The 15,785-nt window shown below is 42.1% G+C and carries 13 protein-coding genes; 1 reads left to right on the top strand and 12 read right to left on the bottom strand.

Annotated features, from left to right (window positions below; genetic code table 11):
- Positions 1–136 precede the first annotated feature (136 nt).
- On the top strand, positions 137–1,117 hold the full coding sequence (locus GS399_RS15385) for a GlxA family transcriptional regulator (RefSeq protein ID WP_160845532.1): 981 nt from the start codon (positions 137–139) through the stop codon (positions 1,115–1,117).
- A gap of 43 nt (positions 1,118–1,160) precedes the next feature.
- Here the strand turns inward: GS399_RS15385 and GS399_RS15380 are convergent, their stop codons facing one another.
- From GS399_RS15380 to GS399_RS15325, 12 genes are all read right to left on the bottom strand, one after another.
- Positions 1,161–1,571 (bottom strand): VOC family protein, encoded by a 411-nt coding sequence (locus tag GS399_RS15380; RefSeq protein ID WP_160845531.1) that lies wholly within the window; start codon positions 1,569–1,571, stop codon positions 1,161–1,163.
- A 64-nt stretch (positions 1,572–1,635) separates the two neighbouring features.
- Positions 1,636–3,570, bottom strand: coding sequence for a DUF3857 domain-containing protein (locus tag GS399_RS15375; RefSeq protein WP_160845530.1), 1,935 nt, complete (start codon positions 3,568–3,570; stop codon positions 1,636–1,638).
- A 2-nt stretch (positions 3,571–3,572) separates the two neighbouring features.
- On the bottom strand, positions 3,573–5,552 hold the full coding sequence (locus GS399_RS15370) for a DUF3857 domain-containing protein (protein ID WP_160845529.1): 1,980 nt from the start codon (positions 5,550–5,552) through the stop codon (positions 3,573–3,575).
- Between the two features lie 189 nt (positions 5,553–5,741).
- Positions 5,742–6,212: an OsmC family protein gene (locus GS399_RS15365; protein ID WP_160845528.1), complete on the bottom strand. Its 471-nt coding sequence runs from the start codon at positions 6,210–6,212 to the stop codon at positions 5,742–5,744.
- Between the two features lie 31 nt (positions 6,213–6,243).
- Complete coding sequence (locus GS399_RS15360) at positions 6,244–7,857, bottom strand: Na+/H+ antiporter (protein ID WP_160845527.1); 1,614 nt, start codon at positions 7,855–7,857, stop codon at positions 6,244–6,246.
- A gap of 83 nt (positions 7,858–7,940) precedes the next feature.
- Positions 7,941–8,384 (bottom strand): nuclear transport factor 2 family protein, encoded by a 444-nt coding sequence (locus tag GS399_RS15355; RefSeq protein WP_160845526.1) that lies wholly within the window; start codon positions 8,382–8,384, stop codon positions 7,941–7,943.
- Positions 8,385–8,575: 191 nt separating this feature from the next.
- Positions 8,576–9,733 carry an FAD-dependent oxidoreductase gene (locus GS399_RS15350; protein ID WP_160845525.1) on the bottom strand — a complete coding sequence of 386 codons (1,158 nt, stop codon included), beginning with the start codon at positions 9,731–9,733 and terminating at the stop codon, positions 8,576–8,578.
- A 27-nt stretch (positions 9,734–9,760) separates the two neighbouring features.
- Positions 9,761–10,519 (bottom strand): helix-turn-helix domain-containing protein, encoded by a 759-nt coding sequence (locus tag GS399_RS15345; protein ID WP_160845524.1) that lies wholly within the window; start codon positions 10,517–10,519, stop codon positions 9,761–9,763.
- Between the two features lie 166 nt (positions 10,520–10,685).
- Positions 10,686–11,180: an SRPBCC family protein gene (locus tag GS399_RS15340; RefSeq protein ID WP_160845523.1), complete on the bottom strand. Its 495-nt coding sequence runs from the start codon at positions 11,178–11,180 to the stop codon at positions 10,686–10,688.
- Positions 11,177–11,497, bottom strand: coding sequence for an ArsR/SmtB family transcription factor (locus GS399_RS15335; protein ID WP_160845522.1), 321 nt, complete (start codon positions 11,495–11,497; stop codon positions 11,177–11,179). The genes GS399_RS15340 and GS399_RS15335 overlap by 4 nt, the downstream gene beginning before the upstream one ends.
- A 200-nt stretch (positions 11,498–11,697) precedes the next feature.
- Positions 11,698–12,165 carry a hypothetical protein gene (locus GS399_RS15330; protein ID WP_160845521.1) on the bottom strand — a complete coding sequence of 156 codons (468 nt, stop codon included), beginning with the start codon at positions 12,163–12,165 and terminating at the stop codon, positions 11,698–11,700.
- 22 nt (positions 12,166–12,187) lie between these two features.
- Complete coding sequence (locus GS399_RS15325; RefSeq protein WP_160845520.1) at positions 12,188–15,772, bottom strand: immunoglobulin domain-containing protein; 3,585 nt, start codon at positions 15,770–15,772, stop codon at positions 12,188–12,190.
- Between the last annotated feature and the right edge of the window lie 13 nt (positions 15,773–15,785).

Raw genomic sequence — 15,785 nt, 5'->3', positions numbered from 1 at the left:
ATAGATGATTATGAAATATAATTTTTTGCATCTTTATATGGTTTAATACAAACTTAACTAACCACTATCAAAGTATCAGGTGCAAATGCGCCAATGAACGGGTTGTTTACGACAAGCCAATTATATACCTTTAATTATGAAACACATATCGATTCTGGTACCTGAAAGGGCGATCATGGGAAGCATCGAGGGTCCACGACAGCTATTTACACAAGTAAATCAATTCTTCACAGCCAGGGGCAAGGAACCTCTGTTTGATATCCAACTGGTTGGACTGAAAAGTGAAACGGTCGTAAGCGGTGGAATTTACACGATACATTCGGATATACTTTTAAAAGAAGTCAAACATACCGACCTTATAATCATACCAGCGATTGACGGTGAGTTTCAAAGCCTGCTTGAAATTAACAAGGATTTTATTCCATGGATAAGCAAGCAATATCACAATGGCGCCGAGGTTGCCAGCTTATGTATGGGAGCGTTTATACTGGCTTCGACTGGTCTGCTGGACGGAAAAAAATGCGCAACACATTGGATGGCTGCTAACGAATTCAGAAGAATGTTTCCCGATGTCAATCTCATACCGGAACGATTAATTACTGATGAAAAGGGCTTATACTCAAGCGGCGGCGCTTTTTCATATCTCAACCTTATTCTGTATCTGATAGAAAAATATGCCGGAAGAGATATTTCCATTCTGTGCGCTAAAGTGTTTGCAATTGAAATCGACCGGGAGAGTCAGTCGCCGTTTATTATTTTCCAGGGCCAAAAAGAACATGAAGACGATTCGATCCGGAAAGCCCAGGAATTTATTGAAAGCAACTTCCGCGACAAAATAACTGTTGATCAGCTTGCGGATACGTTCGCAATAGGCAGGCGCAATCTTGAGCGACGCTTCAAAAAGGCCACCTCAAATACGGTGATGGAATATATTCAGCGTGTTAAAGTAGAAGCTGCTAAGAAGAACTTTGAAACCAGCAAAAAGAATATCAATGAAGTGATGTATGACGTTGGCTACTCAGATGTAAAAGCTTTCAGAACGATCTTTAAAAAAATTACCGGCCTCTCACCTACCGATTACCGGAGTAAATACAACAAAGAGCTGATCGTCGCTTAACGATCAGCTCTTTTAATAGTCATTCTCTGCAGTTTAAAAACGCTTAATTAATTGCTTTACTTTCGGCCAGCTGATAGCCAATCTCCCAATGTAAGCCGAAAGGATCTTCGAGTCGGCCAAGCCTCCAGCCATGCCCCTCGCCCACCGGAAAAATCTCTTTTGCTCCCGCTGTTATCGCTTGCTGGAAAAGTTCGTCGGGATTTGACACCGTTAACACCATCCTGACAGAGTCGCCTCCCACAGGTTCATCACTTTTCCCCGGATCACTACTTACCCAAAATTCCGCGCCGTTGACGGACAATCTCACTACAACTCCGCCTTCCGGATCTTCCAACCGGTAAGTTTCTATCGCATTGAAAGCAGACTGATAAAATTGCGAAGCCTGATCACCATCCTTAACAGTAAGCCATGGCGCAATAGCAGAGGCTTGAAATTTTTGATTTGATTGTTCCATCGGTTAGCTGCTGTACTAATTTACTATACATTAACCAAAAATTCATAAACCTGTATAGTTGCAATTACAAACTACGGACAACAAATTTCTTATTTTGGGCTTTTTGAATATTGTCCATAAACAACTTCATACCCGCATACTCGCTTGCGGGTATAACCTGGTTTTTGATTATAAATTCCGCTTTACTTATAACTTCATTTTTAGCTACAAGATACTCGTATGAAATAGTGTAGCTTCCGTATTTAAATTTAAGATCTACATTTTCCGGCAATGATTCTAACTTAAATCCACTTGGCAGATCAATTACTGTTAAACAGCTTTTTTGCATAGGATGCTGGAAATAATAATCCGTTTTTCTTTTCCCAGTTCCTGACAATGTATAATTCCACAGATCAAAAACCCTTGGCCGGTAAAACTTCCTGTTGCCGGTCGAGATATCCGAAAACGTGTCGTACTGCAAGTTAAAGTTCACCTCCTTTATATCCGATTTATCAGCTGTGCTCGCAAAATTGAATTCTGCCGGCTGTTTAAAATTTAATGTCCGGATGAGGTACTCCTTTTGTTTATCTTGACTGATACGAGGCAACTCACTAACGAATAAATCGCGATATCCGCCCTTGCACAAAAGTTTGACCGTTGCATCAGCACTTCCATCTGCTTTAATGTTCATATGAACTTCGCTGTTAAACTGATTGTCAGTGATCGAACTTTGCGGCGTATTAACTAATTTGCCGCCTTCCTCAGTTATCAACAGCGCATTACGATTCTCTGTAAAAGAACCCAGTTTACCAAAAGGCTGTGTATTACTTGTGCACTCCAGCCAGGTAGTATCTGATTTAAACGGAATACATAAGATGATATGGTTAAAAGGATCGGCAGGGAAATCCGCCAGCGCCGGTTCGTTATTTGTGCCTGCATTTACCAGCGCGTAGTACGAAGGAATATTAACGGCTTTCAGCATCGCATACATGTAATTTACCAGCGCCTTACAATCGCCGTATTTCTTTTGATCGACGAAATCTGCAGGAAATGGCTTGAGCCCTCCGAGGCCTAACTGGATACTCACATATCGAACGTTTTGCTGTAAATAATGATATAAAAATTCGGCTTTCTCCCTATCACTTTTCAAATTAGCAGTCATCCGCTTCAGCTCGTCGCCGCGTTGCAGACTTAATGTATTCACGTCAGCATTCAAAGCTGTATACCATTTTCCGTAACTGTTCCATGAGCTGATATCGCCGGGAATTCCGTTAAACTCAAACTTATCGGCGGCGAAAACAACCCGTTGGTCGACGCACCATCGGGGAATATCATCCTCAGGAATTACAGCCTTTAGATTGGCGACCTGCCATGTGTAAACACTGAACTTTTCTTCGACTGTTTTCCTGGGTTCTATCGTTGTGTTTCTGTTTTTAAACCGAAACCCTACTGACGAAACTGCCTTAACTCTGTATTGTGAAGATTGTATGGCGGTTTTTTCCGGCTGTATATTCCATTCGCCCAGATCAAGGTAACTGTTTGAGGACATTTCATAACTGATTTCGACGGTTGTGGGAAAGCTGGCAATTGTATGATGCAGGGCGAGTAAGCGCTCATCTGTTATTACGGAAAATCCGTCTGTCGCGGACCTGTCGTAGGCGTCACTCTTATTGTACTTTTTAATCAATTTCCCCTGTGCGTCATATATAAGCATTTGCATAGCATTGACGCTTTGATATTTCTTGCTGTAAAACAAAACCAATTCAGCGGCATCTTCAGCCTTATCATTTAATACCGTAACAATGCTATGATGTTTCCGGACAACATGTCCTGGTTCTGTTATTACCATTTCACTCTCCGAAAACCTGACAACTTTATCAGCATCTGTTTTCAGGGAATCGGGAATAACGGAAGCCTGGAATAATGCAGTGTTTTTATTTTTTTCCTGGCAAAAGGTATGGATGAAGCAGCTGGCAAAAACGAAAACCAGGCTTATTATTCTTTTAAAAAATGAAAGCATTACTAAGATTTTTTGAGTACAATCTGTTCGTTAATCAATTCAAACATCTTTTTATAGAATCCATAGAAATACTCATAGTCCTCCTTAAAGAACAAAGACTTTTTATAGTTAATTAGGTATCTGATTTCCACAGAACCATCTTTTTCCTCTATATATCGTTTGAATGAAATTGCATCGTCGGGCAATGACATCACCACGCTTTTCGGCAAGGTTTCCGTTTTAAAACCTGCCGGAAGTTTATAAAATCCACTGATTATATAAGTGTCGTTATGGCCAAGATCAATATCTGTGGTTCTGTTTTCGGATAAAAAAGGATTGGTACCAAAGGAGCTCATTAAATTTGGGTTGAAATAGATATACTCCTTATCCGAGCCTGAAAGCTCCATTTTAAAATCAATATTTTGGACAAAAGGAACGGTGTCGACATCTAATCCCTCGGTTTGAAGTGATGTGATGTCTAGCCCGGTTGTAATTTTTTTCAGGTCTTCTAAATATTTCTTTTCGCCTTTTTCCTTGTACTCTTCTACACTGCTCAGACGTGCATAGCTTGTGCCGCTTATTTGCACTTTTCCTTCCATTGTACCTTCCGGCTTGATATCGGCCATAACCATAACAACACTCCTTACCGGTTCCGTATTTTTAAGAAAAACCAGGTCGTAAATTTTATTTTCTTTATCTACAAACAATCCGTAAGAATTAAGCAGATTGGAAGGAATTGTTGAATAAGTGTTGTATTTACTGGTAGCATCCAGTATGTAGCTTTTGGCTGAGTCTACAGGAATATAAACCACGGCGCGATTAAACTGGTATAAGAAGCTAAACGCGGGATTTACCTTACCGTGAGAACGAGTACTAACGACCATCGGATAAGCTTTAACACCACTTTGTTTAAGAAGATGATAAAGAACCAAATTTACCTCAGCGGAATTTCCTGTTTTCTTTTCCCATGATTTGTTTGTGCCGTCGTTTGTATACCAACGATCAATACCATTCCATTTCATATTGGCTTTTACTTCATTAAAGAGATATATAATCTTCTCCTGTTCCGTTTTCAAAGCTTTTGCCTTGGCAATAATAAGTTCCTCACCGGACAACTTCTTTTTCAGCTGCATTCCAAAATCTTCGTCGTCGGCTAAAATTCCGCCTACTTTCGCCCATGAATCGGAATAACTTCGCGTAAAACCAGATGGTCCCGTATATCTTGTCAGATGGTGATAAATAGCCTGCATATTATCTGTAACCGAAGTCATGAAAGGCTCGTCAGGTGCAGAAACGACATTAGCCATGGCTAACTTATGCTGCGTTTCATTAAACATCATCGGTGTTCTGCCAATAGAAGGAATCGTCCGCGATTTTTCTTTCTTTTCATTAACTGTAAATGGTGTATAAACACGTTGCTGAACAGAAAAATAAAAATATTCAGGTATCAATGTCGTGAACTCACTATACCTTACCGGTATTTTTTCCTGGAAGAACCAATCAGGGATCGCTCCGAGTGAATTGATCGTTTCAGTGTATTTGTATTCAACAACTGAACCGGCTTTTACATTTGGGAAGGAAAACACGACAGCGTTTTGAAGCTTATCTATGTTTTCGATAAAAATTGTCTTTTTGTCAAGTTTGGTAACTTCGGTTACACCGTCACGAAGATTAAATACCTGGGCCTGTATATCGGTGATGGTTTCAAAACGATTTCCACCGTAGTATTCAATGCGTATATCGCCTTGCTTTTTGCCCGCCTCACTAAAAATTTTGATTCGCTTGTGATGTTCAACAACAATCGAAAAATCGTCGTTGTAATACATGCTGCCTTTATTGAAAAGCACCATCGCACTCGCGTCCTTTTCAAAATCGCAATTTTTTAGTTCAAGATCTTCCTTTTTGATTTTTCCGAAAGTTTCTGTAACCGGAACGGAGGTAGTCTGTCCATTGGCAGACAGTCCTGCAAATAGCAAAGCTATAGCAGTGAACATTTTTGTCATTATGATAAATTAGTTTAGTTTAGACAACTAACTTACAAAACTTTTTTAAAGTCGATTGCTCGAATTCTGCACAAATTTCGTTTTATTAAATTTTAGCATATTACCACGATACATGCAGAATAATAATCCAAACGCCACCTTTATAAGAGCTGGAGTTAAATGGCTCTGGCTGAGATGTGTAATGATTGCTCAATCGCTATCGCATACCGGTTCGTGCTTAACTGGAAAATTACAGGAATTTGCAATAAAACACAGTTTATTTGCCTGGTGATGCAGCTCGTTCGCTTTGTTTTTCATCGATTGATCTTTAACAGTGACATGCGGGTGCAGGATCACCTGTTTAAAATGGCCACCCCCGTTTGCCGTTTCCAGCATAATTCCGGTTGCGTTATCTTCATAAGCCGTTACAATAACCCCGGCTTCAGAACAAAGATGCAGATACCATAGCATATGACACGATGAAAGCGAGGCAACCAAGAGTTCCTCAGGATTATACCTGGTTGGATCGCCGCGAAACGAAGGATCTGATGAACATAGAATGTCGGCTTTATTTATAATTGAAACTGTATGGCTGCGTTCATACGTCCGGTAATTAACAGTTCCCTCACCCTTATTTCCCGTCCATTTAACCGTTGTTTTATATTCGTGTTGCTTAGTCATTTTGTTAAAACTTCCGTTAAAATCTGATAATCTATGGTTCCTGCGCGTCAAAATGCTGACGTATTTTTTCTTCCTCCAGATCGAGCAACTCTAATTGCTGTCTTATAATATCGTCGCTTACCCCTTCTTTTTTATTTAAAGTTATCAGAAGGTTCCGCTGTTCTTTTAACAGATCCGACATGGTATCACGGTAGATCTGCCGCGAACTGTTTTCAGCGTCCTGGTTCTCTGACGCGGGGTCGCGGCCTGATTTGATATCGGCACTTAATTTTAGTTTAAGTGATTTCAGCATGTCATTACTTTCCAGTTGCTCTTTATATTTCGTTTCGAGCAGTTGTAATGAATTTTTGGAAAGTTTATTTCGAACTAATTCCCTTTGCTGATCAAGCGATATGGTATAATCCGGATCAGCCATGTCAACCCATTTAACAAGAGCCGGCAACGTCAATCCCTGCAAAACAAGTGTAACCAATATGACGGTAAAAGTTATAAAAAGGATCAGATTACGCTGTTGAAAAGGCAATCCCGATTGTAAAGTGACCGGAACGCTTAAGGCCGCGGCCAATGATACGACGCCCCGCATTCCAGTCCAGCCAAAAAGCAATGGCGCCTTCCATCCCGGACTGCTATCTGCAGTTTTAATATACCGGCTGATAAACATAGTAAAGAAAAGCGCGCCGTACGTGCTCGCCAGCCTGGTAACAATCAATACGCCGGTTATAATAAGACTGTATTTAATGGCCGGGGCCAATCCTCCAGGCCCGAGAGATTTTATAATTACCGGAAATTCAAGTCCGATAAGTATAAAAATAAAACCGTTTAGCACGAAGGCGATAGCTTCCCAAACATTAACTCCCTGTAACCGGCTTCGATGAGTTAAAAATGAGTGCCGCCTGACTGATAAAAACAATCCTCCGCTTACGACCGCCAGCACGCCTGAAAAATGAAATGATTCGGCAACAAGGTACATTGCATACGGTGTTAGAAAAGTGAGGACAATATCGATGTTAGTGGTAGTAGGGAACCAACGATGTATCGCGTAAAATATCCATGCAACTGCCAGTCCGGTTAAAACGCCTGCAACTATCACAACAACAAAGCTAAGGGCCGCTTCGCCGAACACGAACGTACCTGTTGTTACGGCTGCGAGCGCAAATCTGAATACAATCAAACTGCTCGCATCGTTCAAAAGGCTTTCACCTTCTACGATCGCTACCAGTCTCTTCGGCACCTTTAAATTCTTCATAATGGTGCTTGCCGAAACCGCATCGGGAGGTGAAATGATGCCGCCAAGGAGAAATCCGGCGGCGAGCGTAAATCCGGGAATAAGATAAACAGATACTACGGCTATTACGCAGGATGTGACAATAACGATCAGAAACGCAAAACTCGAGATTACCCGCCGCCATTTCCAGAAGTCTTTCCAGGATGTGTTCCATGCCGCCTCATACAAAAGCGGTGGTAAAAATATCACGAATATCGTATCTGGTTCCAGTTCAATGCTACCCAGGTAAGGAATAAAGCTTAAAGCGAGGCCGGCGATGACAAGTAAAATCGGGTAAGCAATTTTAATTTTTCGCGCCAGCATAACGATAAACAAAATAATCAGCAGCAGGCAGGTGTACCGGATAAAGAGATTATGCATAATGAACGCTGTGCCACTAAATTAAAACAAATAACCTCTTTGAAAAAGCTTAACTGTTTTCGTCAAGGGTTTAGCGGATTGCCCTATTGAGACGAGTTATCAAAATATGTATAATCTTTTGTTATCAGGCCGTTTTCGATAGTAAAAATCGTGCAGATAGGTAGTTCGAATTTCTTCTTATTAAAACCTGTACCGGTGGATATGAATTCGACTGTCAGATGATTTCCTGATTCGTAACTGGCGATTATGCTGTCTCTGATATCCGGAAATATCTGGTTTAGCTCCGAATACTTCTTAAAAATATCGGCGCGGCTCTGAAGTATTGCTTTTTTACCATACGAGGGATCTTTCATCTCCGCAGTGTCTGCATACATACCAGCCATTTTCTGCCAGTCGTGCTTATTGAAGTGATCGAAAAACTGATCTACTATTTCCTTATTCGTTGATTTCTGTATTGGTTTTTTAGGCCGGTCTTTATCACAGGAAAATAAGCACACCGCGATTATGATTACAAGAAAAACTTTCATAAAGCAATTATTCAGGTAAATTTTATCGATCACACCGGCCGGCTTTGCCCTTCAAAATTTAATATATCCTGGCTCTACATAAAATTAGGAAATGAAAAATGGATAAACCTGCGCTTATCCATTTATTTTTATTCGCCGTATTTGTTAACAGATAAACAGTTAATTACTGATCAGATTATTAGCTAATTTCCTTATAAAGCAAACATCTCCAGCATCCACTGCAGCGCAACAGGTGAATGCAAACTCTTCGTCGATTCTAATGAAATCGAAGTAACCTCTGAAGCCCGGCATCTCATCTGAACTTCGTACTTCGCTATCGCCGTATGCAAATTCTGACAATCTCCTTCAGTAAGTTTTTCAGCAAGTTCAAACGCGTCCTGCATGGCCATGTTCACTCCTTCGCCGGCGTAAGGCGGCATCAAATGTGCTGCATCGCCAAGCAATGTGAGATTAGGTTTTGTTTCCCATCTTTGATCAAGCGGCATGCTATTGATCTGTCGCGGCATAAATTGCGTACTATCGTTTAAGAACAATTCATGCCATAAAGAATCCCAGTCTGAATATTCCTGCTTAAACCAGGAAAGAAGCTGGCTTTTATCACTAAAATCTAAGCCACTTTCGCGAATCCAGTTTTCGTTTGTTTTCCATCCGGCATAAAAAGCCAGGCTCCCGTCTCCTTTCGAGCTGACAACAAGAGTTTTATTATTCGCCAGGGCGAATATTTTGCCATCATTCAGTAATTCAAATATGTCCGGGGTGTTCTCTTTAGCGTCGTATACCGTTCCTTCTATCACGGTTACACCTGAATAAAAGGGCTTAGCAGGGGTAATGAACGGCCGGATTTTAGAATTTGCGCCATCTGCCCCGATAACAAGATCGGCTGCGGCAGAAGTGCCATTTTTAAAGTCAAGCTTCCAGCCTTCGCCTTCAGCCGACATTGATAAAAACTGGCTGTCCCAAATCACGGTGCCGGGTTCAAGTGAGTCCAATAAGATGTTTCTTAAGGGCCCCCGGTCTATTTCCGGCCTGAAATATTGATCTTCAAAATCATCAACGATTTCTCCGTTGTGTTCGTCGAAAAAAACTACTGCCTTACCATCGACGATACGGATCCGGTCTGCTCCTGGACGATAATTGGCTTTGAACTCGCCCATTAAACCCGCTCTTCGTAAAGCTTCCAAACCTGATTCATAGTGCAGATCAAGCGTTGCTCCCTGAACCCTGACATCTCTGTTCAGATCTCTTTCATAAACTTTTACGTCTGCGCCTTTTATTTGCAGTAATCTTGCAAGTGTTAGTCCGCCCGGACCACCACCAACAATAGCTATTCTTTTATTTTCAATCAGCATCCTTTAAATAGTTTTCTTTATACAAAACTATTTCTTCGTTAGGGCTGATAATTGTAGAAATCGGTCGTTTTTATTTTTGTAGAGATCCTTTGGCTTTACTCCTGAAAGCCTTTTTATCTCTTTGATAAAATGCGCCTGGTCGGCGAAGTTATGTTCCGGAAAAAGTTTGCCTTCAGCAATATGATGGAACGATGCCCGGAAACGCAAAATATTACAATATGTCTTAAGCGGCATGCCAAACCTGCTTTTAAAATAACGGTTTATCTGGCGGCTGCTCCAATGCACCTGCTCTGACAATTCTTCCACGCTTAGCGCGCCCTTTGATGAATAGATAAGTTGAAATAATTTCTGTTTCCTTAGGTCTGTAGTGAAATGCAAATTCTCTTTAATCTTATCGGATACCTTTTGGCAAAAGCCTTCAAATTTAATGAGGTCGCTTTTCTCAATTCCCCAAAAACCGCCAGGTAATAACTGCGTTCCGTTAACTATATCCGATATACTTATATTGAAGATGTATTCAATAGCCGGCAGTTTGAAGCTTACTGCGTATATCACTGTTTTGGGAGATAAGGTTGTCTGGGTTGGCTCGCTCTCCAGTCCCATCAACATAGCATGAAAAGGCTTTGTGTCCGAAAAAGAAAAGAACAGATCAATCCGTCCGTCAGGCACAACAACGAGATCTTTTGCAATATCTGAATGGTTTTCCAACATCCATAAACTATCCACAAAATCCGAAAGCGAACGTTCCGGCGCAGTTATTTTATAGGTGATGTCGCTGTCGTTCATTTATCGTTAAATGAAGCTTTGATGTTAGAAATTCAAATTTATATTTTTCCTTTTGATCTAAGCAGGAGCAGCTTGAGAATTTATTGCTGAATTTCCAATAAATAGAAACGCTCAACCACCGGTAAAATCAGGCGGCTGAGCGTTTTTATGATGGTTATATTTGAAATCAGGCTTTTAAATATTCATCAAGATTTTCCAAACCTGCGGTAAATCCTTCCTTGAAGCCCATTTCCAAGATCTTCTCAAGGTCTGAAAGCTTCTCGTGCTTTATTTCAATAATTACAAGCGTCGATTCCGGTTTGTCATTAAATGTGTTTGTCCAGAACGACCGTGGAAACTCATTATTGATCGTACCGTTTTCATCGCAAAAAGCATCCTTTAACGAATAGCTTTTCAATTGATCAATTGATTGATAGTCGGCGCGGCACCAATGCTCTACACCATCCGGGGCAACCATTGCATAAAGCCAGCGGCCGCCTTCCCTGAAATCCATTGATTTCGTTTTGGCCTTGTACGGCTTTGGCGCCCACCATTGGTCGAGGATCTCACTTTCCGTCCATGCCGCCCAAACTTTCTGCAGCGGTGCAGCAAATTCTCTTTCGACCTTAACTGTGTTGTTTTCCTTGTCGATGGAAAAGTTCATTAAAAGGGTGTTTTTCATTTTTCGTTTGTTTTTAGGTTATGTAATACTTCGTCGAGCTGGTTAAATCGTTTTTCGAAAAGAGCTTTAAATTGCTGCAGCCATTTGTCTATCTCACCGATCTTTTCGGCATTGAGGTGATAGTAGATTTCTCTCCCCACCTTTTCCTGCTTCAGCAATTCGCTATCGGTTAAAACTTTGATGTGTTTGGAGACAGCCTGCCTGGTGGAATGAAACTGTTCGGCTAATGCATTCGGCGTCATAGCCTGGGCCGCAATTAGTAATAAGATCGCTCTTCGCGTTGGATCGGCAATCGCCTGAAATATATCTCTTTTCATTTTAGCAACTAATCAGTTGCAAATATACCAGCAACCGATTAGTTGCGCAAATTTATTTATTAATTTGGCTTGTAAAAAACGAGGCCTCTCCTTTCGGTGAGGCCTTGGTGATTGGGTTTAGGTATAAATCAGAGGGGCAATGATTTATATTTTGAAGACATGAGCAACAGAAGGTCACTTAACCCAATTCGCTGTTGCCGTTATAATTTCTGTACGATATATCCTTCAGCTTTATCCGCCGCCTGTTGATAAAGTATCCAGGCTTTTCCGTCAGCTACTTTGATCACTTCTGCTTTCGCACAATTGACGCGTGCTGGTTCGGCGCCGCTTAACCTGCTGTATATCGTGGCACCGGTTTTAGCGCCGGCTACAGCAGGATCACCTTCAAACTCTAAAAAGAAAAATGACTTTCCATCAGGCGTCGACCATCCGAATTTTTGCTTGCTGCTACCGAAAAGTGCGCCCTTATCGTGGTAAATGACCTGGTTGCTTAAACCATTTTTTACGCTTCCGTTTGAGCCCCCTTCGAATCGCAGGGTTGCGTCGGCTTTAACTGTCGAGTAAGGATCAGCTTTGGGCTGCTCCGGCATATCCTTGCGACATGACGCCAATAAAGAACCAGCGGCGAAAAGCCACGCCAGCGATCTGTTGATATTTTTTGATTTCATCTGAACTTTGTTTAAGGTTAGATTAATTTGTCTTTTTAATTATCACTGGTTTCTCAATATTGAATTTGCCGTCGGCTGTTTCAGCCTTAACAGTGTGGTTACCCGCGGCGATTGATAACTCTAAATAAAATTTGTTTTCTACGGCTGTCACGGCAGTCCCGTCAATAAACCAGTTGATTAGCAATTCACTGCCCGGGCCTTTTGCTTTCAGCTCGACTTTATCTGTAGCTTTTTGCTGATACTCGTCGGCCAACCCGTCGAAAAGCGGGATGTACAATACTTCCGCTTTATTAACTGCGACGATAACAGCGACCGAGGTAACTGTCCCGGCGAGATTTGAGATTACACATTTGTAAGCCCCCGAATCTGCCAGAGCTGCCTTCTTGATTTTGTAAATAGCAGCTGTAGCGCCTGCAATATCTTTATCACCTTTTTTCCACTGATAATTCAAAGGAGTACCTGTAGCGGCAATCGTTAAGGCTAATGAATCATTTTCTGTAACGGTTATGTCCTTCGGCTGCGTAGTGATCTTTGGAGCGATATCCGACGTTGAAATAACCACTTTAGCGATATTTGACAACACATTGCCGCCCGTATTATACACAAGACAGGTATAGTCACCATTGTCTGTGTTCATTACCGGAGATGGATTTGTATAGGTTGTCGCAGTTGCGCCAGCGATATCAATGCCGTTCTTTTTCCATTGATATTTAACTGCGGTTCCGGTTGCAGCAACACTTAGCGTCAACGGAGTTTTTTCAATAACTGTTTGATCTGTTGGTTGGCTGGTAATTATCGGTTTTGCCAAATTAACGGTTACAATAGCCTGACCTGAACTGACTAAACCTTTTCCATTTGATACAACGCATAAATATTTTCCTGCATCGGCTGTTACAATTTTTGACTTTGTATAGGTTGAGGTGTTCGCCCCGGCAATATCACCTCCATCTTTCTGCCACTGGTATTTAAGGTTGGTTCCGGTTGCTGATATTGAAAGAGTAATATTACCGTTTTCCGTTACAGACACATCAAGAGGATCAACGGTGACGACAGGCATTACATCTGAAGTAGCTACCGTTATAGCAGCCGCATTGGAAGTGACAGAGCCGGTAGCATTCGAAACCACAACAGTGTAGTTCCCTGCATCCGTCATGGCGGCGTTCGTATTTGTATAAGTTGAAGAGACTGCGCCGGCGATATCCTGACCATCTTTCTTCCATTGGTAGGATAGATCCGTTCCAGCGGCAGTTATTGAAACCGTTAATGCAGTATGTTCAAGTACGAACTGATTTTGCGGGTGAGCGGTAATAACCGGCGCACCAAGGCTGATGGTAATCTTCGCTACGTCAGACGTAACGCTGCCTGCACTATTGGAAATTGTGCAAGAATAGTTTCCGGCATCATTTTTTTCAACGTTATTCTTTGTAAAAGTTGCTGCGGTTGCTCCAGAAATGTCCTGGGTGTCCTTCTTCCACTGATACGTTAAATTGCTGCCTGTTGAGGTAACGGATAAATTAAGGTTTCCTTTCTCGTTTACTGTTTGGCTTTGCGGTTGTGTTGTGATAACAGGAGTAGTTAGTGTAACAGCTATTGTAGCAGAACCAGATGAGACGCTTCCTGCAGTGTTCGTGACGATACAAAGATAGGCACCCGCATCTGTTGGCGTTATATTGCTTTTAGTATAATTGGCAGCATTAGCGCCGGAAATGTCTGCGCCATCTTTCCGCCATTGATAAGATAAACCTAAGCCGGTAGCTACAACATTTAACGTCAGTGTTCCATTTTCAACTATTGTTTGATTTTGAGGCTGAGTAGTGATACCAGGAAGCGCCTGGCTGATAGTTACTACACCGGGTGCCGTTGTTACGCTTCCGCCACCGTTTGACACCACACAGGTGTAAGTTCCGGCGTCCGCAGTTGAAGCATCTAAAATTGGATATATGTTATAATTAGGACCGCTGGCACCGGCGATATCTATTCCATTTTTCTTCCATTGATAAGTGAGATTTGATCCTGATGCATAAATTTCGAGCTTTGCATTACTTCCTTCAGGGATAACCTTATCTTTTAAATTAGTTGTAATTACAGGCGGTGCGATATTAATCGTTACCGTTGCAGTAGCTGAGGTTACAATTCCTGCGCTATTTGATACACCACATGTGTAATTACCAGCGTCAGCTAATGTGGCCGTTTTGGCATAGGTCGCAGTGGTTGCACCAGAAATGTTACTTCCATCCTTTTGCCATTGATAGCTCAGGTTGTTGCCGGAAGCCGTTACTGATAGAGAAATCAACTGATTTTCAATCCTTGTCTGATTTTTAGGCTGAGTAGTTATAACTGGTAATGTCGCAGTTGCGTTAACGGTTATATTGACTGCTCCCGATGCTGTACTTCCTGCACTGTTTGTGGCTATGCATGTATAACTTCCTGCATCCGCTATTACAACGCTTGCTATCGAATAAGTTTGCCCGGTGGCACTTGCAATGTCAACGCCTCCCTTTCTCCACTGATATGATATAGTGCCTCCAGCAGCCGTTCCTGTAGCGACTGCATTGAGTTTTAAAGGATCTCCAACCGCTAAGGTCTGAGCTTGTGGTGGCGTGGTAAATGTTGGCTTTGAAATTGATACAGTAAGTTGGTATCTGCCGGATATAGCCGGCGGCGGCGTTGTGCCTGTCACAATACAGCGATAATAGCCGTCATCTACTCCGTATACGGCACTTGGCTTTGAGTAAGTACTGGTTGTTGCGCCTGGTATGTCCGCCCAATTGGTTGTTCCGTCGGTTGATTTCTGCCATTGAAAACTAATTCCTCCCACGGTAGTAACCGGCCCCAAAGAGATCGGGCCACCCTCCGCCGTAGTTCTCGCTGCCGGATCCGTAGCAGGAGAAACAGTAGGCGCGGTTGCGGAGGAGCTGACACTTATCACTGCATCTGAAGACTGTACTTTGTCTGAGGCAGCCTTCGAATAGCTGTTAGCAACAACACAATAGTAAGTTCCAGCGTCACCTAAAACTACGTTATTGATTGTAAATGTCGCTGAATTTGAACTAAGTACATTTGCGCCGGCTATAGCAGTTCCGTCCTTATACCACTGGACCTCTGATACGCGCGATGCAGAGGCCCACCTTGCAGTTAATGTTAGTTTTGCACCAACGATCAGCGCCTGTGATGTCGGCTGTGTTGTGATTGTTGGTGTAACTGTTGCAGGAGTAACAGTAAGATTGAGCTCATTTGATACTGCTATACCAGCGCTGTTAGTCACAACGCAACGCCATATTCCCTGGTCAGCAGCAGATAATCCAAATTTGGTTACTGAATTGATATTAAAACCAGGAATATCAGAAAAAGTAGTTCCCCCGTCTTTGGAAATCTGCCATTGGTACGACAAATTATTTCCAGATGCAACGACGTTTATGATTAAAGTTGAGCCCTCTGCATTAGTTTGACTGGAAGGTAGATCGGCAGTAATTACTGGCGGCGAATCCGCGGCACGATTGGTTTCTGTTTTTCCTGCATTTTTTTCTACTGCATAACAGGGTTGCCAAGGAACCCCCGTAAGTACCATACCAAGCAGAAGGAACGTTAAGTAGTAAATTTTCCTCATTGTTTAAAATTTA

The organism is Hufsiella arboris (genome assembly GCF_009834875.1).
Lineage (GTDB): Bacteria > Bacteroidota > Bacteroidia > Sphingobacteriales > Sphingobacteriaceae > Hufsiella_A > Hufsiella_A arboris.
Note: the sequence above shows the minus strand (reverse complement) of the source record. Positions and strands in the feature narration are given on the sequence as shown.